Origin of the sequence: Nocardia cyriacigeorgica GUH-2 (assembly GCF_000284035.1) — a bacterium.
Classification (GTDB): Bacteria; Actinomycetota; Actinomycetes; order Mycobacteriales; family Mycobacteriaceae; genus Nocardia; species Nocardia cyriacigeorgica_B.
In genome coordinates, this window is record NC_016887.1 from 4,871,809 (window position 1) to 4,897,573 (window position 25,765).

16 protein-coding genes are annotated in these 25,765 nt (G+C 69.3%); 11 read left to right on the forward strand and 5 right to left on the reverse strand.

Annotated elements, in window-relative coordinates; translation table 11 throughout:
• The first annotated feature begins 113 nt into the window (after positions 1-113).
• A complete protein-coding gene (locus NOCYR_RS22095) occupies positions 114-3,791 on the forward strand; it encodes an AAA domain-containing protein (protein WP_231856135.1) in 3,678 nt (1,225 codons plus the stop codon).
• A 219-nt stretch (positions 3,792-4,010) separates the two neighbouring features.
• On the opposite strand, the gene NOCYR_RS22100 is transcribed toward NOCYR_RS22095, so the two are convergent.
• Positions 4,011-5,198, reverse strand: coding sequence for an amino acid deaminase/aldolase (locus NOCYR_RS22100; protein WP_014352634.1), 1,188 nt, complete (start codon positions 5,196-5,198; stop codon positions 4,011-4,013).
• Positions 5,199-5,244: 46 nt separating this feature from the next.
• Positions 5,245-5,718 carry a TetR family transcriptional regulator gene (locus NOCYR_RS22105; protein ID WP_148280721.1) on the reverse strand — a complete coding sequence of 158 codons (474 nt, stop codon included), beginning with the start codon at positions 5,716-5,718 and terminating at the stop codon, positions 5,245-5,247.
• Positions 5,719-6,101: 383 nt separating this feature from the next.
• Between NOCYR_RS22105 and NOCYR_RS22110 the strand changes: the two genes are divergently transcribed.
• Entirely contained in the window at positions 6,102-6,848 is a 747-nt protein-coding gene (locus tag NOCYR_RS22110; protein WP_014352636.1) for a tyrosine-protein phosphatase, read from the forward strand.
• A gap of 9 nt (positions 6,849-6,857) precedes the next feature.
• Here NOCYR_RS22110 and NOCYR_RS22115 read toward each other — a convergent pair whose 3' ends face one another.
• The gene (locus NOCYR_RS22115; protein WP_081505480.1) at positions 6,858-8,174 is read right to left on the reverse strand and encodes a class I adenylate-forming enzyme family protein; all 1,317 of its coding nucleotides are present in this window, start codon (positions 8,172-8,174) and stop codon (positions 6,858-6,860) included.
• 121 nt (positions 8,175-8,295) lie between these two features.
• Positions 8,296-9,090, reverse strand: coding sequence for an enoyl-CoA hydratase/isomerase family protein (locus tag NOCYR_RS22120; RefSeq protein ID WP_014352638.1), 795 nt, complete (start codon positions 9,088-9,090; stop codon positions 8,296-8,298).
• Between the two features lie 50 nt (positions 9,091-9,140).
• On the opposite strand from NOCYR_RS22120, the gene NOCYR_RS22125 reads away from it, so the two are divergent.
• From NOCYR_RS22125 to NOCYR_RS22160, 7 genes are all read left to right on the forward strand, one after another.
• Entirely contained in the window at positions 9,141-10,166 is a 1,026-nt protein-coding gene (locus tag NOCYR_RS22125; RefSeq protein WP_014352639.1) for a glutathione S-transferase family protein, read from the forward strand.
• Between the two features lie 163 nt (positions 10,167-10,329).
• Positions 10,330-11,076, forward strand: coding sequence for a hypothetical protein (locus NOCYR_RS22130; RefSeq protein WP_014352640.1), 747 nt, complete (start codon positions 10,330-10,332; stop codon positions 11,074-11,076).
• Entirely contained in the window at positions 11,073-12,068 is a 996-nt protein-coding gene (locus NOCYR_RS22135; protein ID WP_014352641.1) for an ATP-binding cassette domain-containing protein, read from the forward strand. The genes NOCYR_RS22130 and NOCYR_RS22135 overlap by 4 nt, the downstream gene beginning before the upstream one ends.
• Positions 12,065-12,847, forward strand: coding sequence for an ABC transporter permease (locus tag NOCYR_RS22140; RefSeq protein WP_014352642.1), 783 nt, complete (start codon positions 12,065-12,067; stop codon positions 12,845-12,847). The genes NOCYR_RS22135 and NOCYR_RS22140 overlap by 4 nt, the downstream gene beginning before the upstream one ends.
• Positions 12,848-13,004: 157 nt before the next feature.
• Positions 13,005-16,964, forward strand: coding sequence for an ABC transporter ATP-binding protein (locus NOCYR_RS30620; RefSeq protein ID WP_231855982.1), 3,960 nt, complete (start codon positions 13,005-13,007; stop codon positions 16,962-16,964).
• 175 nt (positions 16,965-17,139) lie between these two features.
• A complete protein-coding gene (locus NOCYR_RS22150) occupies positions 17,140-20,898 on the forward strand; it encodes a multifunctional oxoglutarate decarboxylase/oxoglutarate dehydrogenase thiamine pyrophosphate-binding subunit/dihydrolipoyllysine-residue succinyltransferase subunit (RefSeq protein WP_014352644.1) in 3,759 nt (1,252 codons plus the stop codon).
• 289 nt (positions 20,899-21,187) lie between these two features.
• Positions 21,188-22,231, forward strand: a complete 1,044-nt coding sequence (locus NOCYR_RS22160) for a TIGR03617 family F420-dependent LLM class oxidoreductase (protein ID WP_014352645.1) — start codon at positions 21,188-21,190, stop codon at positions 22,229-22,231.
• A 428-nt stretch (positions 22,232-22,659) separates the two neighbouring features.
• Here NOCYR_RS22160 and NOCYR_RS22165 read toward each other — a convergent pair whose 3' ends face one another.
• Positions 22,660-23,292, reverse strand: coding sequence for a TetR/AcrR family transcriptional regulator (locus tag NOCYR_RS22165; protein ID WP_014352646.1), 633 nt, complete (start codon positions 23,290-23,292; stop codon positions 22,660-22,662).
• A 90-nt stretch (positions 23,293-23,382) separates the two neighbouring features.
• Here NOCYR_RS22165 and NOCYR_RS22170 point away from each other — a divergent pair, with 90 nt between their 5' ends.
• Together NOCYR_RS22170 and NOCYR_RS22175 are read left to right on the forward strand one after the other, a co-directional pair.
• On the forward strand, positions 23,383-24,927 hold the full coding sequence (locus NOCYR_RS22170) for a flavin-containing monooxygenase (RefSeq protein ID WP_014352647.1): 1,545 nt from the start codon (positions 23,383-23,385) through the stop codon (positions 24,925-24,927).
• Positions 24,924-25,754 carry an SDR family NAD(P)-dependent oxidoreductase gene (locus NOCYR_RS22175; protein ID WP_014352648.1) on the forward strand — a complete coding sequence of 277 codons (831 nt, stop codon included), beginning with the start codon at positions 24,924-24,926 and terminating at the stop codon, positions 25,752-25,754. Before NOCYR_RS22170 ends, NOCYR_RS22175 begins: the two co-directional genes overlap by 4 nt.
• Positions 25,755-25,765 lie beyond the last annotated feature (11 nt).

Sequence of the window (25,765 nt, forward strand, 5' to 3'; positions counted from 1 at the left end):
GACCGGGCAGGCTGCGGCGCGGTGCGCACCGGCTGGCTAAGGTGTTGCCGTCCGGTGCGCAAAGATGCGCTGACCGGTGCCGGAGTCCGGGCACAGGAGGGCCGCGTTTGTTCGTGTTCGGTGATCGCGTCGTCAGCACCGCCGTCGACCTCGCCCGCGCCGCGCGGTGCGAATTCGCGATGCTGCACGCCCTCGACACCGATATCGACGGCGATCGCGGCGCTGACGAGGGCCGCAACGGGCAGCCCGAACCACACGTGGCGCAACGAGATCACGTCGACGCGTTAGCGGCAGAGTTCGCCCGGCGCGGTGTTCACCCGGTCCGGATCGCCGGGCCGGACGTGGCCGGACCACTCGATCTTTCCGATGCCGACACCGGCGAGCTGATTCCACGGCTGCGGCAGGCACACGCCGAAACCCTTGCCGCGCTGGGCGAACGGGCGCCGGTGATCGCGGGTGCGGTGTTCTTCGACGGTGAGTTCGCCTGCCGCGCCGATTTCCTCGTCCGCGCCGCGCACCGCGTCCGGTATCAGCTGGTCGGTGTCGCTGTCGAGGCGGATGCCATGACGACCGCGCTGGAGCTCGCCGCCGCTGCGGAGCAGCTGGAGGCCGCAGGCGTGCCCGCCGACCCGCTGATCGCACTCCGTGACGACCGCGGCGTGCGGACACTGCCGCTGGCGGAACTGCTTCCGGTGTATCGTGCCCGCCGCCGCAGGGTGCGCCAGATCGTGGACGAGCAATTGGGCGAACTGCTGCCCGCGCAGTGGGGCGACCCGCGCTACCTGGCCTGCGGACACTGCGCGGTGTGCGTGGACGCGCTCACCGCCGCCCGCGATCTGCTGCTGGTAGCGGGGATGAGCGGCACCGCGCGGGCCCGGCTGCGCGAGGCCGGGATCGGCACCATCGACCGGCTGGCCAGCACGACCGGACCGCTGCCATCCCTGCCCGAGGTGGGACCGCGCACCCTGCTGCGGCTGCGCAGGCAAGCCGAGATCCAGCTGCGCCGCGACGATTCCGGCCACCCCGCCTACACCATCGTCGATCCCACCGCGCTCGGCGCACTGCCGCTCCGCTCCCCCGGCGATCTCGCACTCACCATCGACACCGCAGCCGACGGCGAGGATGCGGCAGGGACCGGCGGCCCGGTGGATCACCTGCGCGTCGAGCTGGCCGACGCCGACGGAGTCCAGCTGTCGCTGCTGATTCCGGCGGCACTCGGCAGTGGCTCCGCCGAGACCCGCGCACAGCAGCGCGCCGCGCTCAACCACCTGCTCGACAGCATCGCACAGCGTCGCCGCGCCCATCCCGAGCTGCATGTCTTCCACTACACCTCGGCGGTCCGCTCGGCGCTGCTGTGCGCGGGTGGCCGCTTCGGTGCGAGCGAAGACCTGATCGACGAACTGCTGCGCGGCGGCGTCTTCGTCGACCTGTATCCGATCGTGCGCAGCGCACTGCTGATCGGCGTCGACTCCTATGCCCCGGACCGACTGCGCGCGCTGCTGCCAGACGCGCAGCTGCCCGCCGATTCCGGCCACGACTGCGTCACCGTGCTGCGGCTGCGCGACTGGCTGCTCGACCGCGCCGCCGAGCAACACATCGCACCCACGGCCCAGCGCCACCGGAGCGCCTCGCCGGAACCGGTCAGCCGGCCGACCCCTCTGGAAGCCGCGCTCGCCGAATTCGCCGAGCGCGTCCCGCAGGCCGCACACACCACCGCGAACGCGGTTGCTACCCCTGCCGTTCCGGCCGGCCCCGGCGAGCATGGGCCGGCGTCAACCACCTCACCCACGCGGGCATACGCCGCGCCGGGAACACGGCACGACCCGTATGCAGCCGGGCCGGTCGGCACCAACAGCGGTGAGGCAGCGGCCGGTTCCTCCGGCGCCGCGTCGGATGCGGGGGCCGATCTGCTTCCCGGATCGGACGAGAGCGAGGCACCGGCGCCCGGTTCGGCTGAGCAACGGGCAGACGCCGAATCCACCGCGCGTCAGGTGGCTTCGCTGATGGCGGCTGCGCTGGGGTATCGGCGCCGGGAGCGGCAGCCGCTGTGGTGGGCGCATGCCGATCGGCTCAGCCATCCGGTGGACGAGTGGCCGGAGGCGCCGGGTGTGCTGATCGCCGATTGGGGCACCGTCGACACCAAATGGCATATCGGCCCGCGCGGCAACGCGATGCGCCGTTTCATCACGCTGACCGGGAGGATGGGTGCGGGCAGTGGGCTCGCGCCGGGCACGTCGGTCTACACCTTCTACGACCGTCCGGTGGCCGAGGGCATGGTCGCGGCCGCCGGGCACCGCGCGACGGCGACCGCCACGGTGCTCGGCTGCTCGGTGGACGCCGAATTCGACGACACCGTCCGGCTCGAGGAGCGGCTGCCCACCGGCTGCGCCCCGTTCGACGATCTGCCCGCCGCCATCGCGCCCGGCCTGCCCGCCGCCGACGCCCACGTGGACGCCGCGATCGAGCACCACGCCCAGCAACTGCTGGTCACGTTGCCGCAGATCCCGGTGGGCCCGGTCTTCGACATCCTTGCCCGCCGCCCGCCCCGGCTGCACGACGAAGGCCCGCTTCCGCCGGTGCACGGCGATCACGCCGCCGCCATCACCGCGGCCGTGCGCTCGCTCGACGATTCCTATGTGGCGGTGCAGGGCCCGCCCGGTACCGGGAAGACGGTGACCGCGGCCCGGGTGATCGAGCGCATGGTCACCCGGTATCGGTGGCGGGTCGGGGTGGTGGCGCCGACGCCCGCGATCGTGGAGAACCTCCTGGATGCGGTGGTCGAGGTCGGGGTGCTGCCGGAGTTGGTGGCCAAGAAGGATGTCACGATCCCGGCGCCCGAATGGGCCGTCATCGACGCCGGACGGTACCGGCGTTTCCTGGACAATGCGATCAACGGCTGCGTGATCGGCGGCGCGCCAGCCGATTTCGCCGACCCCACGCTGGTGCCGTATCACGATTTGGATCTGCTGGTGATCGCCGACGCCGGACGTTTCCCGCTGGCCGACGCGGTCGCCGCCGCGGTGAGCGCGCGCAACCTGCTGGTCATCGGCGATCCGGTGCCCGCACCGGCAGCTACCCCGAGCGTGCCGTTCGCCCCCGACGAGCGCACCGGCGCCGCCCATCCGGAACCGGTCGGCGAATCCGTCCTCGGCCGCCTCACCGACGGCGCCGACATCCTGCCGCCCGAGCGCGGCTACTTCCTGGACCGCACCTGGCGCATGCATCCGCAGGTGGCCGAACCGATTTCACGGCTCTACTACGGCGGCCGGCTGCGCGCCAGCGACACCGTCACCCTGGCGCGGCGCCTCGGCGACACCGAACCCGGAATCGACACCATCCTGGTGGACCATCACGGCAACTCGACCGAATCGGTGGCCGAGGCCCGCGAGGTGGTGCGCCGGGTCCGGGCGCTGCTGGGCCTGACCTGGACGATCGGCGCGACGACGCGGCGGCTGCATCCGCACGACATCTTCGTGGTGACCCCGTACCGCGCTCAGGTCGCGCGGATCTCGACGCTGCTGGCCCGCGCCAAGATCGACGATGTGCTGGTCGGGACGCCGGAGCTGTTCCGCGGACGGGAGGCGGCCGTCGTCATCGTGTCGCTGGCGACGTCGAGCCCGGCCGACGCGCCATACGGCTTGTCGGCGTTGATCTCCCGCGCGCTCGTGCAGGGCGCGCTGTGTCGGGCGCTGTGGAAGGCCCTCATCATCCGCTCGCCGCTGCTGACCGAGTACCTGCCCGCCACGGCCGCGGAATTGACCGAGCTGTCGCGTTTTCTGCGGCTGGGCTGAGCAGGATCCGGACGGTGGAATTCGCCCGCTCGCATACCGGTTGGGAGTACCCGTATAGCGTCGCGGGGTTTACCGCACCGCCGCTCGGCTACCGATCGGCGAAATAGCGGCAATACTCGATCAATTATTCAAACCAGTCGGTTTCTTATCGACTAGTTCGAATTGCTTACTACTACAGGCGGTAATTCTGTATCGCATTTCCGGCGGCGTATGCCCCGCTCAGCCGAAGCATTTTCCTTCACCGCGATAGGTCGGTACCGACGTGCGCTTCCCGTCACCGTCGACCATGTGCACGCGGTCGAACCGCTCGCACAGCTCACCCGCTTTGGCGTGCCGCATCCAGACCCGGTCGCCGATGCGCAGCTGGGCAGCGCCGGTCAGCGGCGTCTGCACCTCGCCCGCACCCTCGGTGCCGATCAAGCGTAAACCGATGGGCCACACCGGCTTCGGCACCCGCGAGGCGCCCGCCGGACCCGAGGCGATATAGCCACCACCGAAAAGAGTCGCGATCCGGTCGGCCGGCTTGCGCACCACCGGCAACGCGAAGAACAGTGACGGCGTGGCGGTGAACGCGCGATAGTCGTCGAACAGGGTCGGCGCGTAGAGGCCGGACCCGGCGGTGACCTCGGTGACGGCGGCGTCGCCCGTGCTGACCTCGATCGATCCGGTGCCACCACTGTTGACGATCTGGAGCTGCCCGGCCACCGACCGCACCGCCTCGACCACCGCACCGCGGCGCCGGCCGATCTCGGCGGCCGAGGCCTTCTTCACCAGTCGCACCGCGATATTGCTGTCCGGCAGTCCCGCGATCTGCGCCTCGTAGGTCATCACACCGACCACCTCGAAGCCGCGCCGCTTCGCGGCCTCGGCCAGCACGGCGGCCTGCTCGGGCGTCCGGATCGGCGAGCGCCGCACCCCGAGGTGCAGCGGGCCGATCCGCAGCGAGGCATCGACATCCAGGCAGATCCGGGGGTGAACGTTTGCGCTGCCGATCGCTGTGCGGATGAATTCGAGCTGCTCGGCGTCATCGATCATCAGCGTGATCGCATCGCGCAGCACCGGATCGGCGCCGAGTTCGGCCAGCGCGGCGCGGTCGGTCACCGGGTAGCCCAGCAGCACGTCGCGGGCGCCTAGCCGGACCAGCCAGATGGCCTCGGCCAGCGAATACGACATGATGCCCGCGAATCCGCCGTCGGCGGTCAGCCCGGAGCCGAGCACCTCTTCCAGGACGGCGCGGCAGCGCACGGACTTGCTGGCCACCCGGATGGGGACGCCCGCGGCGCGGCGCACCAGGTCGGCGGCATTGGCCCGCAGGGCGGTCAGGTCGAGGGCGGCGAGGGGCGGCTCGAGGTCGGCGGTGGCCGCATGCAGCCCCGCGATCGGCGACGTTTCGGTCACCCCACCCACTCAACCATGCAACTGGTCAGGCGTCCAGTACTGCGCGGAGGTCGATTTACGCGTCCGCGGCGCGGGTGGCCAGGCTCGATACCAGATCGTCGAGCACCACCAGGATCGTCTCGTCGTCACGGTCGGCCAGCCAGCGCAGCACCGCGCCCTGGAGCACCGACACCACATAGGCCGCGACGGCCTCCACCGGCTCGAGCCACTGCGCGCCCGCGCGCCGGGCGCACATCTCCAGAAAGACGGCGGCCTCGGCATCCATGTCCCGGAACAGCGCGGCGCCGGCGGCGGCCGGCTCGGCATCGCCGTCCCAATGCTCACGCAACCGCTGCAGGGCCTCTTCGTAGGCCTGCAACTGCTTGACGGGGGTGGCCTTCACCAACGGCCAGTACGCGCTGAAACCGGCGTGCAGCAGCACTCGCAGTGCGCGCACACCGTGCATATCGAGCGAAGCAGCCGCATTCTCGACTGCCTCGCAGACGGTCGGCCGCAATCGGGCCTCCACCAATTCTCCACGTGCGATCAACGACGACTCCCTCGGCGAACAGATCTCGCGCACCTCGTCGGCCGCGATTGCCACCTGGCGGGCACTTGTCGGGAAAGTGCAGCCCATCCAGGCAACGTTCATCAATGGTAGAAGGTTTTCAAGGTTTAAGAACTAGTTCCATGGGTAAATTCAGACTTAAAGATTGTTTTGTTACCTAAACGGAACGATGTCGAACTCTTCCGCACCGCGCCGGAATCGCTTCTGCGAACATCACTCTCGCCCCTCCCCGTGTACGGCACAAAGCATCGATCAGCGTACGACACGATCGGCTCCGCACCCTTCGCGCTGTGGCCGATCACACAGCTCGACCTCGCAAAACGGACATCTGGCCGGCCTCGCACGCCGACCGTTAGCCTGGGCAAGTGACTCTCTCGCCCCTGGCCGGCCACCTGCGCATCACCGGCACCTTCAACTTCCGCGATGTCGGCGGCCTGCCCACCGCCACCGGCGGCACCGTCCGGCCGGGTGTGCTGCTGCGATCGGCTCAGCTCAGCAGCCTGGACGAGGCCGGTCACGCGGTGCTGCGCGAACTCGGCGTACGCGCGGTGCACGACCTGCGCGGCCAGCCGGAGATCGCCAAACACGGCGCCGACCAGTTGCCCGACGGCATCCACCTCACGGTCACCCCGTTCGACTCGGATATGGGCGAGGCGCCACCGCACGACCCGGCCACGGGCGCGGCCATGGCGCACATGATCGAGGTCTACCGGATGTTCCCGGCCCGGCCGGAAGCGCACGCGGCAATCCGGTCCATCGCCGAGTCGATCGTGGCCGGCGACGGCGCCGTCCTGGTGCACTGCGCGGCGGGCAAGGACCGCACCGGCTGGGCGGTCGCCACCCTGCTGCGCGCGGTCGGCGTCGACGAGCAGGCGGTGCTGACCGACTACCTGCTCAGCAACTCCGCGGTCCCGGTGCTGCGGGCCATGCTCACCGAGAACCTCGGCCCCGACCACGTCTTCTCCGATGATCTGCTCGGTGTGCGGGAGGAGTATCTGCGCAGCGGACTGGAATCGTTGCGTGAGCTGCACGGCGATCTCGAGGCGTATCTGGACGTCATCGGGCTCACCGCCGACCTGCGCGACCGGCTGCGCGAGCGCCTGGTGGGCTGACCGGCCCCGCTACGCGCTGCGCCGGACCAGGCCGTCGGCGCCGATAGTGACCTGATCGCCGGTGTGGAACCAGCTACCGGTGAAGCGGTCGGCGGTGGCCTTCGGGTCGTTCCAGTATCGGCGGGTGACATTGGGGCCACGGCACAGCAGTTCGCCGTGCCCGTCTCCGGCGCGCGGGCCCCACAGCGCCAATTCGGTTCCGCCGAACGGCAATCCGAGCACGGTCCCGCCCGGATCGGCCAGCGAATCGTCGACCGCCAGCCCGATGCCGCTGGTCTCGGTGGCGCCCCAGACCGCCCACTGCCGCGCGTCGGGAAAGATCGCGCGCAGCTCGGTCGCGTCGACGCCGGAGGCCGCCCGTTCGGCGCGATGGCCCGCGGTGCTGATGCGTGCGACGCCCTCGGTGCGCAGCCCGTCGGCCCGTTCGGCGGCCAGCTCGGGCAGCAGGGCGCCGAGGATGCGCGGGGTCGCGGCGATCATGTCGATGCGTTCGGCGGCAAGGGTTTCGGCGAGCCGGCCGGTATCGGGAGCGAGCACCACCGTGCCGCCGACGGCAAAGGTGGGCAGCAACTGATCGACGCAGCCGCTGGCGTGGGCCAGTGGCAGCAGCACCAGATTGCGCAATCCGTCGGTGGGCAGATCGAGCGCGCCCACCACCGAACGGATTGCCGAGAGCAGGTTTTCGTTGGTGAGCTCGACGCCCTTGGGCAGTGCCGGGCCGGGAGCGGTGCCGCTGGTGTAGCAGAGCAGCGCGAGATCATCGAGCGCGGCGCCGTCGTCGATGAAGGCCGCGCCGTCAGGGAGTTCGGTATCGGCGACGCTGCCCGTCCTGGTCGAACCGCAGCCGCGGGCGCCGCCGCCGAGCACGAAATCGGCGCCGCTGTCGGCGATCACCCGCTCCGCCACCGCCGCCGGTAGCCCGTCGTGCACCAGCACCGGCACCGCGCCGCTGAGCAGCGCGCCGAGAAATGCCTGCACCCAGCGCGCGCCGACCGGCAGATGCACCGCGACCCGGTCGCCGTAGCCGATGCCGTGCTCCTGGAGTCCACCGGCGATCCGCGAGGCCGAATGCCACAGGTCGCGGTAGGTCAGGCGGGGTCCGCCGACCTCGACCACGGCCTCGCGGGTGGCGAAGGCATGCACCTGGAGATCGAGCAGTTCGGTCAGCGCGGGGGTGAGGTTGCCGTAGCGCAGCACACCGTCGGCGCCGCGGGCCAGCGGATCGCCGGCCCGCTCCCCGGCCGGATACTCGACCAGCAGGCCGGCCGGGGACTCGGCGCGCTCGTTCACGCCCGGCCCGATGAGCCTTGTCGTGCCGTCTCTCATCGGACCTCCGCGTGCTTCGAACCGTCAGGCACTGTGACTATATGACGCAGATCACAAATTCGCGGTCGGAGTCGGCGAAAGTTTCCGTGTCGTCATCCGCACGCGCGCCGGAGGTGGCGGATCAGCGTCCGGTGTAGGTCGCCTTACCCGGCCCGAGTTCCAGGAAGCTGCGCACCGCGCCACGCAGGTCCTCGGTCGCGAACAGCTCGCCCGACACCTCGGGGGTCACCGAATCAGCATGCGCCACGCCGCCCGAACGCCAGGCCTCGACGATCTTCTTGGTCGCCGCGTGCGCGCGGGTCGGGCCCTGCGCCAGCCGGTGCACCAGCGCCTGCGCCGCGGCGTCGAGATCCTCGTGCACGCCGTTGACCACACCCCAGTCGGCCATGGTCGCCGCGTCGTACAGATCGCCGGTCATCACCAGCTCGCGGGCCCGGCCCGAACCCGCGCGCTCGGCCAGCCGCTGCGGGCCGCCCATCGACGGCGTCAGCCCGACCACGATCTCCACCAGGCCGAACTTCGCCTTGGGCGCGGCCAGGATCAGATCGCAGGCCAGCGCGATCTCGAAGGCCGCGGTGAGGGTGAGCCCGTGCGCGGCGAACACCACCGGGCACGGCAGCGCCTCGAGCGGATGGCAGATCCGGGCGAACAGGTCGCGCCAGAGTTCGGCGCCCTGCTCGGCGGTCAGCCCCTCGAAGGTGTGCACGTCGACCCCACCGGAGACGACCTTGCCTTCCGCCCGCAACAACACCGCGCGCGGCGGGTTCGCGGTCAACTCGGCGATATCGGCGACGAGAGCGTCGAACATGGCCTGGTCGAACAGATTCAGCGGCGGACTCGCCAGCGTCAGCGTCGCCACCTCGGCGCCGTCGCCGACGATCTCGCGTTCCAGTCTGGTGGGTTTGGTGTCACTCATTCGGCCAGAGTAAAGCCATCGGCCCGGCCGGTATCTGCGAGACTGTCGGTGTGACCAAGGCGGAATCGGAGGCAGGCAGCTACGTCGAGCCGGGCGAGTTCAAGCGCGACACCAACTACATCACCACCCGCATCACCGCGGACGGCCGCGACGGCTATCCGGTGACGCCGGACCGGTACCGGCTGGTCGCCGCCCGCGCCTGCCCCTGGGCCAACCGCACCCTGATCGTGCGCCGCCTGCTCGGGCTCGAACAGGTCATCTCACTCGGCCTGTGCGGGCCCACCCACGACAAGCTGAGCTGGACCTTCGACCTTGACCCCGGTGAGGTCGACCCGGTGCTCGGCATCCACCGCCTGCGCGACGCCTATCTGGCCCGCTTCCCCGATTACCCGCGCGGCATCACCGTGCCCGCCATGGTCGATGTGCCGACCGGCCAGGTGGTCACCAACGACTACGCCCAGATCACCCTCGATCTCTCCACCGAATGGACCGAATTCCACCGACCCGGCGCACCGCAGCTGTATCCGCCGCAGCTGCGCGCGGAGATCGACGAGGTGAACAAACGGGTGTTCACCGAGGTCAACAACGGCGTCTACCGCTGCGGCTTCGCCGGCGCCCAGGACGCCTACGACGCCGCCTACGACCGGCTCTTCACCGCCCTGGACTGGCTCAGCGACCGGCTGGCCGGGCAGCGCTACCTGGTCGGCGACACCATCACCGAGGCCGACGTGCGACTGTTCACCACGCTGGTCCGCTTCGATGCCGTCTACCACGGGCATTTCAAATGCAACCGCAACAAGCTCACCGAGATGCCGGTGCTGTGGGCCTACGCCCGTGACCTCTACCAGACCCCCGGATTCGGCGACACCGTCGACTTCGGGCAGATCAAGACCCACTACTACGTGGTGCATACCGATATCAACCCCACCCGCATCGTGCCCAAGGGCCCCGATCTGTCGAACTGGCTCACCCCGCACGGGCGTGAAGCGCTGGGCGGCAGGCCCTTCGGCGACGGCACCCCGCCGCCCCCGCCCCCACTGAGCGAACGGGTACCGGCGCTGCGCGAGCCGCGATAGGGCCGCGTTCTCCCCGACCGTTGGGTCCGTGACCGGGCCCACCGTGCCGATTCGCACGCCGCGGGGTCGGAACCTATTGCAGCGGGTAATCCGTTGTCAGAACGAGCTGACGGCGCAGGTGCCCTACAGTTGCGCAGCAGAGGCCGAAGAGGAGGATGAGGCCGTGTTCACCAAGGCGTTCGAGAAAGCGGTGGTCGAGCTACTCGACACCGGATCCCGCCTGCAAGCCCCCGCGGTCGCCAAGTACGTCGCGCGGCTGCGGCGCGCGCATCCGGACGAGAGCCCGGCGCAGATCATCGAGCGGCTGGAAAAGCAGTATCTGCTCGCGGTGACCGGCAGCGGTAGCGCGGTCGGCGCCACGGCCGCGGTGCCCGGGGTCGGCACGGTCGCCGCACTGGCCGCGGTCAGCGCCGAGACCACCTTCTTCATGGAAGCCTCCGCCGTGTTCACCCTCGCGGTCGCCTCGGTCCACGGGGTGCGCCCGCAGGACAAGGAGCAGCGCCGGGCCCTGGTGCTCGCGGTCGTGCTGGGCGATACCGGCATGGAGGTCGTGCAGAAGAGCATCGGCCATTCGGCCAAGCACTGGGGCACGGCCTTCGCGACCAAGATTCCGGGCCTGGCCGGCATGAACGAATCGCTGTTGAAGCGGTTCATCGTCCGATTCATCACCAAACGCGCCGCGCTGATGGCCGGCAAGGTGGTGCCTGCGGGCATCGGCGCCGTTATCGGCGGGGCAGGCAACCGCGCCCTGGGCAAAGCCACGATCACCAACGCGCGCAAGGCCTTCGGCCCGCCACCTGCCCACTTCCCGGCCGATCAGCCGCTGATCATCGATGCCGATCCGCTGACCGCGCTGGAATCCTCGCCCGTGGCCCCGGCCTACCCGACGCCCCCGGCCGCCTCCCGGTGAGCGCCGCACGACCGCAGGCCTTCGCCGTCCGCGGACTGACCAAGCGCTACGACTTCACCGAGGCCGTACGCGAGGTGAGCTTCACCGTCGCGCCCGGCACCGTCGCCGCGCTGGTCGGCCCGGAGAGCGCAGGCAAGACCACCGTCGTCGGGGTACTGCTCGGACTGCTCGAACCGACCGCCGGATCGGCGCAAGCCGGCGGATTCGACGTCACCGCCCGGCCGGAATACGCGCCGGGGATCGGCGGCGTACTCGATCCGCGCGGGCTGCACCCCGGCCGCACCATCCGCGACCACCTGTGGATCTACGCCGCCGCCGCGGGCCTGCCGGACCGGCGCGTGCGCGAGGTACTGGAACTGACCGGGCTCACCGATTTCGCTCGCACCAAACCCGACGGGCTCAGCCCCGGCCGACAGCTGCGGGCCGCGCTGGCCACCGCGCTGCTACCGAACCCGCAGCTACTGGTCCTCGACGATCCGACCCTCGAGCTCGACAGCGTCGAACACGCCTGGCTGACCGACTTCCTGCGCGGCTACGCGGGCCGCGGCGGCAGCGCGCTGGTCACCGGGCGCAGCCTGGCCGCGGTGCTGCCGTTCACCGACTCCGTGATCGTGCTCAGTGAGGGCTCGGTGGTGTATCAGGGCAGCCCGGCACGGCTGCGGCGCAACAACCCCGACCGGCTGGTGGTGGCGTCGTCGTCGGCGATCGCGCTGGCCACGGCGCTGGCGGTGGACGGCTACACCGACGCCGTGATCCGGCAGGACGGCAGGCTCGCCGTCGCCGAAGCGAGCCAGGACCGGATTCTGGCGGTGGCCGGTGCGGCCGGCGTCCGCATCGACTCCATCGTCGCCGATCCCATTCATCCCGACCGGGTCCTCGCCTCGCTCACCGCCGCGGCCCGCAACCGCCCGGTGGTTTCCGGCACCGCCGCCCCGCCGCAGCCCGCTCGACCTCCGCAACCGTCTCCGATGCCGTACGGGATTCCACGATGATCGACGTCTTGCCTGCGGACCTGCTGCCGGCGATCAACTCCGAGCTACGCAAGACGGCCACGCTGCGCTGGCCGCGGCTGCTCGCGGCCATGGTGGTGGCCATTGCCGTGGTCACCAGCTCGGTCACCGCGATCCTGTCCGGCCCGGCCGATCCCGACGGCGAACCGGCCACCGGCGCCGCCACCATCGGGCTGTACCTGGCATTGATCGCGGTGGTGCTGGCGGTCGGCGGATACGGCGCGGCGGCCGCGGGCGGCGAATTCCGGCACGACACCATGGCCATCACCGCCATGTTCACGCTCGACCGCGATCGGCTGGTCGGCGCGAAACTGCTGGTCACCGCCGCTGTCGCACTGGGGCTGGCGGTGGCGGTCGAACTGGTCGCGCTGGGGTGCCTGTTCGCGTTCGGCAACGGCAAGTTCGAGCTCACCGCGCAGTTGTTCGCCGTCCTCGGTGGCGGGCTGATCGCGGCGGTCTGCTGGTCGGTGATCGGCGCGGGCCTGGGGCTGTGGCTGCGCTCGCCCGGCGCCGGCGTCGCCCTGGTGCTCGGCTGGCTGCTGATCATCGAACCGCTGATCTGGCTGGTCACCACCGGACTCGGCATCGCGGGCATCTCCACCGTGCTGCCCGGATCGTCGACGGTGAGCACTCTTATGGTCGGGTCCTTCGCCGGCGCCGACCTCCTCGCACCGACACCCGCAGCGATCGTGGTGCTGCTGCTGTGGACCATCGGCGTCGGCGGTCTGGGCTGGTGGTCGGTGCGCTCCCGCGATCTGTGAGTTAGCGATCGGCTGCTGAGCCGGCCGTAGCTGGTTGGGCTGCTCGCTGGCGGCGAGGCAGGCGGGAACAAATTTCCTGTCGGTGGGTGTCGTTATGGTCGATGGCACGAAGTGAGGGGTGGCTGACGGGGGGCTTGTTGTGGACGGATCGGCGCGGGTGAGCACAGAGGTATCCGGGGGAATCGAGGTCGGGGGGCGGGCGCCCGGCTGGATTCGGCGGCTCTGGGGGGAGGCCGCGCGGCATCGGCGGACTGTTGCCGGGATCGCGGCGGCGGTGCTGGCGGGCGCGGCCGCGGAGATCGTGGCGCCGCTGCTGACGAAGCGGGCGGTCGACGCGGCGGGGATCGGCGATACGGGCGTGATCGGCACGGTGGCCGCGCTGCTGGTGTTGCTCGCCCTCGGCCGGTTCCTCGCCTCCTTCGGGCGGCGGCTGCTGGCCGGGCGCCTGTCGCTCGACGTCCAGCATGCGCTGCGGGTGAATCTGCTGGGGTCGCTGCAACGGCTCGACGGCGCCGGACAGGACGCCATCCGGACGGGGCAGGTGGTGTCACGCTCGATCACCGACCTGCAACTGGTGCAGGGCTTGTTGGCGATGGCGCCGCTGTCGGGGATGTCGCTGCTGCAATTCGTGCTGGCCGCCGCGGTGATGATGTGGCTGTCGCCGGTGCTGGCCACGGTGGCGCTGCTGGTGGTCCCCGCCATCGCCGTGGTGGTGTATCGAATCCGGCCCAAGCTGTACGCGGCCACCTGGTCGGCGCAGCAGCGGGCGGCCGACCTCGCCCAGCACGTCGAGGAAACGGTGACCGGCGTCCGGGTGGTCAAGGGGTTCGGCCAGGAAGCGCGGATGGTCGACCTGCTCGAACGGCACGGCCGCACTTTGTTCGCCGAACGCATGCGGGCCGCGACCATCAACTCCCGCTTCGCACCGACGCTGTCCGCGATCCCGCAGATGGGCCTGGTCGGTGTGGTCGCCCTCGGCGGCGTGCTGGCCATGGGCGGCAGCATCGGCCTCGGCACGTTCCTCGCCTTCACCGCCTACGTCGCCACCATGACCACCACCGCGCGCACCATGGCCTCGGTGGTGATCATGGCCCAGCTCACCCGGGCCGCCGCCGAACGGGTATTCCAAGTGATCGACGCCGCGCCCACCGTCGCCGACCCGGAACACCCCCGGGACCTGCCGGACGGGCCGCTCGGCATCGACATCGACGCACTCACCTTCGGCTTCGATCCGGACCGCCCGGTGCTGCGCGATCTCGACCTCACCGTCCGTCCGGGCGAGACGGTGGCGATCATCGGGCCCGCCGGCTCCGGCAAAACCACCCTCTCCCTGCTACTTCCCCGCTTCTACGCGCCCGATTCCGGTGCGATCCGGCTGTTCTCGGCCACGCGGGGTACAGCGGCAACGCGCGACATCATGAGCGGCGCCGTCACGATCCCGAACCCGGGACCCGCGAACGGCGATAGTCACGAGCCGCCCACACCGGATACCGCGGCAACGCCCCACACGGTGATCGACGCCGACGCTCCGATCCCGAACCCCAAACCCGCGAACCCCAAACCCGCGAACGGCGACAGACGCGTACCGCCCCCGCCGACCGCTACCGGTAACCCCGAGCCAGCGGGGTCCGGCCGCGACGGAGCTGCCTCCAGCCAGCCACACTGCAGTGGCGGGCCAATCGACAACGGCGTCGACATCGCCGACGTGAGGGCGAGTGACCTGCGCGCCGCCATCGGTGTGGTCTTCGACGACCCGTTCCTGTTCTCCGACACGATCGCCGCGAATATCGCCCTCGGCAGTCCCGAGGCGACCGATGCCGAGATCCGGCAGGCGGCGAAAATGGCCGCGGCCGACGAGTTCATCAACGAGCTGCCCGACGGTTACGACACCGTGGTGGGCGAACGCGGGCTCACCCTGTCCGGTGGCCAGCGCCAGCGCATCGCGTTGGCGCGGGCACTGCTGGCCCGGCCGCGGATCCTGGTCCTCGATGACGCCACCTCGGCCGTCGACGCCGTCACCGAGGCCGCCATCTTCGATGCGCTACCCGATCGCGGCGATCGCACCACCATCATCCTGGCCCACCGCGAATCCACCCTGGCCCATGCCGACCGGGTAGTCCGCCTCCCCGCACCCGCCCATGCGCTGCCGGTGACCGCGCCCCCGGTCCTCGAACCGCCCCGCCGGACGCCGCGCGGCGCGGGCCGGGCCGCGGCCGCCGATCTGAGCGAGACGCCGGAGCTGCGGCGCACCATCGAGAAGCTCCCGCCCGCCACCGAGCAACCCGGCCTCGACGCGGCCCGGCTGCGGCAACCCGATCCGGGCTTCCGGCTGATCCGGCTGCTGTGGCCGGTGCGCGCCCTGGTGCTGACGGTCATGGTGCTGCTGGCAGTCGAGGCACTGATCGGCATCGGGTTCCCGCCGATCGTGCGGTACGCGATCGACGCCGGCGTCGGCGGTGACGATATGGGCGCGCTGGTTCGGGCGGCGGTCCTCGGCACGGTGCTGGTCGTCGCGGGCTGGGTCGTGGCCGCGGCCACCACCACCCTGACCGCCCGCACCGGCGAGCGGGTGCTCTACGGACTACGCGTCCGCAGCTACGCCCACCTGCAACGACTCGGCCTGGACTACTACGAGCGCGAACTGTCCGGCCGGATCATGACGCGGATGACCACCGACGTGGACGCGCTGTCGACCTTCTTGCAGACCGGTGTCTCGACCGCGCTCGTCAGTGCGCTGTCTCTGGTCGCGATCGCGGTCGCACTACTCGTCATCGATACCTCGCTGGCACTGGTGGTGCTACTCGGTGTGCTCCCGCCCCTGGAGCTCGCGACGGTGATCTTCCGGCGGGTGTCGTCGGCGGCCTACACCATCTCCCGCGAACACGTCTCCACCGTCAACGCCGACTTCCAGGAGAACATCAGCGGACTGCGCGCGGTGCAGGCCTACCGGCACGAACCGCTCGCGGCCCGGCGCTTCGCCGAATACTCCGAGCGCTACCGGCACAGCCGGATGCGCGCGCAGCGGGCCATCGCCCTGTATTTCGCGTTCATCTCGGCCTGGTCGGACCTGGCGCTGGCCATGGTGGTGTTCGTCGGCGCCCGCGAGATCGCCGGCGGCACCACCAGCGCGGGCACCCTGGTCGCCTTCGTGCTCTATCTGGAGCTGTTGTTCGGCCCGGTGCAGCACCTGTCCCAGGTCTTCGACGGCTATCAGCAGGCCAAGGTGGGTTTGCGGCGGATCGGCGCGCTGCTGCGTACCGAATCCTCCATCGCCCCCGACCCGCCCAATGCCGTTCCCATCACCGGCCGGCTCGACGGCGCCGTCGGCCTGGACCAGGTGCGCTTCGCCTACCCGGGCACCGAGCAGCCCGCCCTCGACGGCGTCTCGCTCGATATCCCGGCCGGCTCCACCCTGGCGCTGGTCGGTGCGACGGGTGCGGGCAAATCGACCATCGTCAAGCTGCTGGCCCGCCTCTACGACCTACCGGCCGACGGCGCCGGTGCGGTCCGGGTCGACGGCGTCGACCTGCGCGACTACCGGCTCGGCGACTACCGCCGCCGTCTCGGCATCGTCCCGCAAGAACCTCACCTGTTCACCGGCGACGTCGCCAGCAACATTGCATTCGGGAAACCATCGGCCACCGCACAACAGATCGCCGACGCCGCCGCGGCGGTCGGCGCGATCGCGATGATCGAATCGCTGCCGCTCGGCATGGCCCAACCGGTGGGTGAACGCGGCCGCGGCCTATCGGCCGGCCAGCGGCAGCTGATCGCGCTCGCCCGGGCCGAACTGGTCGACCCCGACCTCCTGCTGCTGGACGAGGCGACCGCCACTCTCGACCCGGATACCGAGCAATCGGTGCTGGTAGCGACGAAATCGCTGGCCCGTGACCGCACCACGGTGGTGGTGGCGCACCGGCTGGCGACGGCCGCGCGCGCCGACCGGATCGCCGTCGTCGACCACGGCCGGATCGTGGAAATCGGCGCCCACGACGAACTGCTGGCCGCGCGCGGCGCGTATGCCCGACTCTGGGCAGCGGCCGGAGAACGGGAGGGAATATTCTCAGCGGAAGACAGGTCGTCACCATGGAGGAGCGGTCTGTCCGCCGGTCGGTAGCACCGCCGATTCGGGGCTGGGCCTATCCTCGACAGAGGGCGCATCGGCGCGCATCCGCCGATCCCCGTGCCGGGCACGTCACAAACGTCGCAGCGCGAAGAACGAAATGAGGCGAACACCTGCTGTGAGCAGCTCAACTTCCCAGTTCGGACAGAACCAGTGGCTAGTCGACGAGATGTATCAGAAGTTCAAGAACGATCCATCATCGGTCGACGAAAGTTGGCACGAGTTCCTCGCCGATTACACCCCCGACGCGTCCGGTGAGTCCCAGGCCGGCCAGCCGTCGCCCGCGCAGGCTCCCGCCCCGGCACCCGCGCAGGCTGCGACGACCGCGACGGTGAACTCGGCTCCGGCGCCCGCGCCCCAGGCTGCTGCCCCCAAGCCCGCCGCCCCCAAGGCCACGCCCGCTCCGGCTCCGGCACCGAAGCCCGCGGCCACCACTGCGGCAGCGGCGGCCCCGGCGTCCGCTCCGCAGCAGGCGCGCGCCCCCAAGACCACCCCGGCGCCGACCTCCAACGCCGCGCCGACCGGCGGACCCAAGCCGGCCGCCCCCGCGGCCGACGAGACCAAGGTGCTGCGTGGTGCGGCAGCCGCGGTCGCCAAGAACATGTCCGCCTCGCTCAGCATCCCCACCGCGACCAGCGTCCGGGCCATCCCGGCCAAGCTGATGATCGACAACCGGCTGGTCATCAACAACCATCTGGCCCGCACCCGCGGTGGCAAGATCTCCTTCACCCACCTGCTCGGCTACGCCATCGTGCAGGCGGTCAAGGCCTTCCCGAACATGAACCGGCATTTCGCCGAGATCGACGGGAAGCCGCATTCGGTCACCCCCGCGCACACCAACCTCGGCCTGGCCATCGACCTGCCCGGTAAGGACGGCAACCGCTCGCTGGTCGTGGCCGCGATCAAGGGCTGCGAGGAGATGACCTTCGGGCAGTTCCACACCGCCTACGAGGACATCGTGCGCCGTGCCCGCGAGGGCAAGCTGACCGCCGAGGACTTCAGCGGCGTCACCATCTCGCTGACCAACCCCGGCACCATCGGCACCGTGCATTCGGTGCCGCGGCTGATGTCGGGTCAGGGCGCGATCATCGGCGCGGGCGCCATGGAGTACCCGGCCGAGTTCCAGGGTATGAGCGATGAGCGCATCGCCGATATCGGTGTCGGCAAGCTGATGACGCTGACCTCGACCTACGACCACCGCATCATCCAGGGTGCGGAGTCCGGCGACTTCCTGCGCACCATCCACCAGCTGCTGATCTCCGACGAGTTCTACGACGAGATCTTCCACGGCCTCGGTGTGCCGTACGAGCCGGTGCGCTGGCGCAAGGACATCAAGGAACGCGGCGTCGACAAGAGCACCCGCGTGCTCGAGATGATCGCCGCCTACCGCAACCGCGGCCACCTGATGGCCGACACCGACCCGCTGCGCCTGGTCAAGGACAAGTTCCGCAGCCACCCCGACCTCGATGTCACCCAGCACGGGCTGACCCTGTGGGACCTCGACCGCGAGTTCAACGTCGGCGGCTTCCACGGCCAGGAGCGGATGAAGCTGCGCGATGTGCTGTCGGTGCTGCGCGACTCCTACTGCCGCCACGTCGGTGTGGAGTACACCCACATCCTGGAGACCGATCAGCTCGAATGGATCCAGGAGCGGGTCGAGCAGAAGCACGTCAAGCCGACCGTCGCTCAGCAGAAGTACATCCTGAACCGGCTGAACGCGGCCGAGGCGTTCGAGACCTTCCTGCAGACCAAGTACGTCGGCCAGAAGCGGTTCTCGCTGGAAGGCGCCGAATCGGTCATCCCGATGATGGACGCGGTCATCGACCAGTGCGCCGAGCACGCCCTCGACGAGGTCGTCATCGGTATGCCGCACCGCGGCCGGCTCAACGTGCTGGCCAATATCGTCGGCAAGCCGTACTCGAAGATCTTCACCGAGTTCGAGGGCAACATGAACCCGGCGGCCACCCACGGCTCCGGCGACGTGAAGTACCACCTCGGTGCGCGCGGCACCTACCTGCAGATGTTCGGCGACAACGAGATCGAGGTCTCGCTCACTGCCAACCCCTCGCACCTCGAGGCGGTCGACCCGGTGCTCGAGGGCCTGGTCCGCGCCAAGCAGGACCTGCTGGACAAGGGCGACGGCCCCGAGGGCTTCTCGGTGATGCCGCTGATGCTGCACGGTGACGCCGCGTTCGCCGGCCAGGGTGTGGTCGCCGAGACGCTGAACCTGTCGGGTCTGCGTGGTTACCGCGTCGGCGGCACCATCCACATCGTGGTGAACAACCAGATCGGCTTCACCACCGCGCCGGAGAACAGCCGCTCCACCGAATACTCCACCGACATCGCGAAGTTCATCGGTGCGCCGATCTTCCACGTCAACGGTGACGACCCGGAGGCCTGCGACTGGGTCGCGCGCCTGGCCGTCGACTTCCGGCAGAAGTTCCGCAAGGACGTGGTCATCGACCTGATCTGCTACCGCCGCCGTGGCCACAACGAGGGCGACGACCCGTCGATGACCCAGCCGTACATGTACGACGTCATCGACACCAAGCGCTCGGTGCGCAAGAGCTACACCGAGAGCCTGATCGGCCGTGGCGACATCTCCATGAAAGAGGCCGAGGACGCGCTGCGCGACTACCAGGGCCAGCTGGAGCGGGTGTTCAACGAGGTCCGCGAGCTGGAGAAGTACTCGCCGGAGCCCAGTGAATCGGTCGAGGACGATCAGAAGGTACCCGCGACGGTGCAGACCGCCGTGGACAAGTCGGTGCTGCAGCGCATCGGCGACGCGTTCCTCAACGTGCCCGAGGGCTTCAACGTGCACCCGCGCGTCAAGCCGGTGCTGGAGAAGCGGCGCGAGATGGCCTACGAGGGCAAGGTCGACTGGGCCTTCGCCGAGCTGCTGGCCTTCGGCACGCTCATCGACGAGGGCCGTGCGGTGCGGTTGACCGGCCAGGACTCCCGTCGTGGCACGTTCACCCAGCGTCATGCGGTGATCATCGACCGCAAGACCGCCGACGAGTACACCCCGCTGCACAACATCGGGTCTGCCAACCCGGGCTGGTTCGCGGTGCACGACTCGGCGCTGAGCGAGTTCGCCGCCGTCGGCTTCGAATACGGCTACTCGCTGGGCAACCCGGACGCGCTGGTGCTGTGGGAGGCGCAGTTCGGTGACTTCGTCAACGGCGCGCAGTCCATCATCGACGAGTTCATCTCCTCCGGTGAGGCCAAGTGGGGTCAGCTGTCGGAGGTCGTGCTGCTGCTGCCGCACGGTCATGAGGGTCAGGGCCCGGACCACACCTCCGGCCGCATCGAACGCTTCCTCCAGCTGTGCGCGGAGGGGTCGATGACGGTGGCGGTGCCGTCCACCCCGGCCAACTACTTCCACCTGCTGCGCCGCCACGCCCTCGACGGCATCCGCCGTCCGCTGATCGTCTTCACCCCGAAGTCGATGCTGCGCAACAAGGCCGTGGTCAGCGATCTGAAGGACTTCACCGAGAGCAAGTTCCACTCGGTGTTCGACGAGCCCACCTACGAGCAGGGCATCGGCGATCGCGGCAAGGTCAAGCGGGTGCTGCTGACCAGCGGCAAGCTCTACTACGAGCTGGCCGCGGCCAAGGCCAAGCAGAAGCGCGAGGACGTCGCGATCGTGCGCATCGAGCAGCTCTACCCGATGCCGAAGTTCCGGCTCAACGAGGCGCTGGCCGGTTACCCGAACGCCACCGACATCGCGTGGGTGCAGGAGGAGCCGGCCAACCAGGGTGCCTGGCCGTTCTTCGGCCTGAACCTGCCCGAGCTGCTGCCGGAGCGTTTCGGCAAGCTGCGCCGGATCTCGCGGCGCGCCATGTCGGCGCCGTCCTCGGGTTCGAGCAAGGTGCACGCGGTCGAGCAGGCCGAGATCATCGCCGAGGCCTTCGAGCCGATCGCCTGATCAGCGGTTACTCACCGACGCCGGGTCCGGATTCGCTCTCTCGCAGAGTGTTTCGGGCCCGGCGTCGGGCGTTTCCGGGTGGGTTCGCAGGCACGTGCCGCCCTGCCCGGCGCGCGGCTCATTGCATCGCGTCCTCGAACAGCATGTACGAGCGGGTGACGATGGTAGCCTCGGTGACCCCTTCCCGGGCCGGCCCTCGTCCCGACTCGACCGTGGTCGCCGGGTCGCGCCGGCACCGAAGCCACTCATTCGCCGGTCCGAACCGGAGCCGTTGCGGTTGGATGAGTTGGTGCTGCTCGATTTTCAACTGGATGCGCGCCCGGACCGATCGGTCGAACGCGCTCGGACCCTCGTCGACGCCGGTGCCGCGGGCTTGTTCACCTTCGAGGGCCCGCACGACGTCATGCTGCCGCTGGCGGCGGTGGCGGGACAGGTCGAGACGGATCTGATGACGAATGTCGCGATCGCCATGCCGCGCAGCCCGATGCATCTGGCGCATGCGGCGTGGGATCTGCAGCTGATGTCGCGCGGGCGTTTCCGGCTCGGTCTCGGGTCACAGATCCGGCCGCATATCGAGAAACGTTATGGCGCAACGTGGTCGGCACCCGCGGCGCGGATGCGCGAGATCGTACTCGCGGTGCGTGCGATCCTGAACTCCTGGCAGGACGGCACCGAGCTCGACTTCCGCGGTGAACACACCCGCCACACCCTCATGCCGAAGACCTTCGTCCCCGGCCCCAACCCCTACGGTCCGCCCCCGGTGTTGCTCGGCGCCCTCGGCCCGCTGATGACCCGCACGGCTGCCGAGGTCGCCGACGGCCTGCTGGTCATGCCGTTCAACTCGCACCGCCATTTCCGCGAACGCACCCTGCCTGCCGTCGCCGAGGGCCTGAAACGCGCGGGCCGCACCGAGTTCGCGATCTACCCGCAGGCCATCGTCGCCATGGGCCGCACCGAGGAAGAGCTGGCCGCGGCATCCCGAGGGGTCCGCGGCCTCCTCGCTTTCTACGGCTCCACCCCCGCCTACCGCCCCGTCCTCGACGTCGAAGGCTGGGGTGAGCTCCAACCCGAACTCAACGCCCTGTCCAAATCCGGCGACATCATGCAGATGTTCGACCGCATCTCCGACGACATGCTCGACACTTTGGCAGTGCGCGGCACGCCGGAATCCTGTGCCGACGAGATCTCGCGCCGTTTCGGCGATGTCGCGGAGCGCGTGTGCTGCTACTTTCCCGGCTACGACCCGCCCATCGCCCACATCAGCGCTCTCGCGCAAGCGCTACGCCGGGCGGAATCCGGACCGGAATCGGTGTCCGGATCCACCCGGCGGTGATCACGAACCGGCTTACGCCATAGGCAGGTAGCAGGTGGGCGGCGAGGTCTCGTGCGAGCCGGTGACGCCCCCGCTGAGTGCGCACAGCAGCGCCTTCAGCAGCGGGGTGGCCGAACCGGAACTCGATACCCCGTCGACTCCGAGACGGGAGCAGCCGCACCGGGCCGAACCGACGACTCGGCCGCGGACTGCCCGGCGACACCCACCAGCACGGCCACGGAAACCGCGGCCACGGCAGCGGAATTGACGATGATGCGCATTCTTCGACAGGTCCTTTCACCAGAAGGCCTCCACCGTCCGCCGTGCTGACAGGCGGGTCGGTGCTCCTGCGCGGAGTACGAGACCGGACCCAAGCTAATCGCGACCGGCCCACCGCGAACGCCCCGGCTTCTACTGGCAGGGTTTCCCCGGGCGGGTTCCCGGCCGGCTCAGGAACGCAATGCCGCGGCGAGGGCGGGGTTGATGGCCATGGACAGGGCCAGCAGGGACTCGACCAGCAAGTCGATCAGTTCGTCGCGGGTGATCGTCTCGTTGCGCAACCAGGACAGGGTGGATTCCTCGGTGAAGGCGATCCAGCCGCGCACGGCTAGCACCAGGCGGGGGTGGTCGCGTTCCTCGGGGGTCATGGGAACCTGGGTCAGGATGATGTCGACGATGGCATTGCGAGTTTGTTCGACCAGGGCGACCAGGTCGGGGCTCGAACTGGCGGGACCGCGCAATAGCGCCAGGTACGAGGTGCGGTTCTCGCTGACGTAGTCGATGTAGCGGCTGACCGAATCGCGCAGCATGTCGAACAGGCCCAGGGTCGGGTCCGGCGCGACGCGCATCAGCAGTTCGGCGTTGGCGTGCCGCACGACCTCGAGCTGGAAGTCCTGCTTGGTGGGGAAGTAGTGGAAAAGCAGGCCGCGCGAAATTCCTGCCTGGGCAGCGATTTCGCTGATGGAAATGTCCTCGATGGCGCGCTCACCCAGCATCTTGACGCCGAGCTCGATCAACTGCGCGCGCCGCTGGTCCGGGCTCAGCCGGACACGCTTGGCGGTTTCTCCAGGACTCGTGCTCACGCGACCATCCTACTGAACGTGGGTCAATACTATTGACTGTGATTCAACAGAGCTGTTGACTGCTACTCAATAGGGCTCTAGTCTGAGTATATGAGTCGCAAGGTTACAGACAAAGCTGTCGCTAACCAGCACGCCCGCCATCTGCGGACGATCATCATCGGCAGCGGTTTCGCCGGCCTCGGCCTCGCCATCCGGCTGAGCCAACAGGGACGCCAGGATTTCCTGGTCCTGGAACGCGGCAACGATGTCGGCGGCACCTGGCGCGACAACACCTACCCGGGCGCCGCGTGCGATGTGCCCTCGCACCTGTACTCGTACTCCTTCGCGCTCAATCCGAACTGGTCGCGCTCGTTCTCCCGGCAGGGCGAGATCCAGTCCTACATCCAGGGCGTGGCCAAGAAGTACAACGTGCTCGACAAGCACATCTTCGACTGCGATGTCACCGGCGCACGCTGGAACAACGACACCGCGCGCTGGGAGATCACCTCCTCGCAGGGCAACTTCACCGCCGACACCGTGGTCTCCGCGGTGGGCGCGCTGTGTGAGCCGAACCTGCCCGACATCAAGGGCATCAACAGCTTCGAGGGCGAGATCTTCCACTCCGCCCGCTGGAACCACGACGCCGACCTCACCGGCAAGCGCGTCGCCATCATCGGCACCGGCGCCTCGGCGATCCAGATCGTGCCCGCCATCGCGCCGAAGGTCGGCCACCTCGACGTCTACCAGCGCACCGCGCCGTGGCTGCTGCCCCGGCTGGACCGGCCGTATCTGAAGGCCGAGCAGCTGGCGTTCAAGTACATCCCCGGCGTGCAGCGGCTCTCGCGGGCCGCGATCTACGCCGCGCGCGAAACCCAGGTCGTCGGCCTGGCCAAGTTCCCGGCGCTGATGCAGGGCTTCGAGCTGCTGGCCAAGGCCAAGCTGCGCTACGAGATCCGCGACCCCGAGCTGCGGGCCAAGGTCACCCCGGACTTCCGGATCGGCTGCAAGCGCATGCTGATCTCCAACGACTACTACCCGGCGCTGGACCGCGACAACGTCGACGTGGTCACCGACGGCATCGCCGAGATCCGGCCGAACTCGATCGTCACCAAGGACGGCACCGAACGCGAGATCGACGCGCTGATCGTGGCGACTGGCTTCCACGTCACCGATTCGCCGACCTACGAGACCATTTTCGGCCGCGACGGCCGCAGCTTGACCGAGGTGTTCGACGAGATCGGCCAGCAGGGCTACAAGGGTTCCTCGATCGCGAATTTCCCGAATATGTTCTTCCTGCTCGGCCCGAACGTCGGGCTCGGCCACACCTCGATGGTGTACATGATCGAATCGCAGATCAACTACATCGCCGACGCACTGGCCACCTTCGACAAGCAGGATCTGCGTACCGTGGAGGTGCGCCGCGAGGTGCAGGACCGCTACAACGCCGAGTTGCAGAAGAAGCTGGCCAAGAGCGTCTGGATGACCGGCGGCTGCTCCAGCTGGTACCTGGACAAGCACGGCAACAACACCACGCTGTGGCCCGACTTCACCTTCGAATTCCGTAGGCTCACCAAGCAATTCGACGTCGAGGCCTACGACACGACTACCGATGACAACTCCACTCGCCCCGACCTGAAAGTGGTGGCAGCCCAGTGAGCAAGGACGCTTACTTCCGTAACAAGGTATGTGTGATCACCGGTGCCGGTTCCGGTATCGGACGTGCGCTGGCCATCGATCTGGCCCGCCGCGGCGCCAAGCTGGCGCTGTCGGATATCGATGCCGACGGTCTCGCCGAGACCGTCCGGTTGTGCGAACAACTGGGCGCGCAGGTGAAGTCGGACCGGCTCAATGTGGCCGAGCGCGAAGCGGTGCTGCTCTACGCCGACGCGGTCAAAGAGCACTTCGGCGTCGTGCACCAGGTGTACAACAACGCCGGCATCGCCCACCACGGCGATGTGGTCAAGACCGAGTTCAAGGACTTCGACCGGGTCATGGACGTCGACTTCTGGGGCGTCGTCAACGGCACCAAGGCGTTCCTGCCGTACCTGATCGAGTCCGGCGAGGGCCACGTGGTGAACGTGTCCAGCCTCTTCGGCCTCATCTCGGTCCCCGGCCAGAGCGCCTACAACTCGGCCAAGTTCGCCGTGCGCGGCTTCACCGAGGCGCTGCGCCAGGAGATGATCGTGGCCAAGACGCCGGTCGAGGTGACCTGCGTGCATCCGGGCGGCATCAAGACCGCGGTGGCCCGCAACGCCACCTACGCCGAGGGCATCGACGGCAAGAACGCCAGTTCCATGTTCGACAAGTACCTGGCCATCCACTCCCCGGAAATGGCCGCCAAGACGATCACCGAGGGAGTGCGCCGCAAGCACGGCCGGGTGCTGATCGGCTGGGAGGCCAAGTTCCTCGACCTGTACGTGCGGGTCCTGGCCTCGGGCTACCAGCGCATCTCGGCCACCGTCGAGCGCCGCTTCCTGCCCTGAGCCGGGGACGA

What these genes read in the sequence shown, in the direction of transcription:
- NOCYR_RS22140 (WP_014352642.1), top strand. Translation starts at nt 12,065, where the DNA reads ATGATCGACGTCTTGCCTGCGGACCTGCTGCCGGCGATCAACTCCGAG.
- NOCYR_RS22150 (WP_014352644.1), top strand. Translation starts at nt 17,140, where the DNA reads ATGTATCAGAAGTTCAAGAACGATCCATCATCGGTCGACGAAAGTTGG.
- NOCYR_RS22115 (WP_081505480.1), bottom strand. Translation starts at nt 8,174, where the DNA reads ATGAGAGACGGCACGACAAGGCTCATCGGGCCGGGCGTGAACGAGCGC.
- NOCYR_RS22120 (WP_014352638.1), bottom strand. Translation starts at nt 9,090, where the DNA reads ATGAGTGACACCAAACCCACCAGACTGGAACGCGAGATCGTCGGCGAC.
- NOCYR_RS22170 (WP_014352647.1), top strand. Translation starts at nt 23,383, where the DNA reads ATGAGTCGCAAGGTTACAGACAAAGCTGTCGCTAACCAGCACGCCCGC.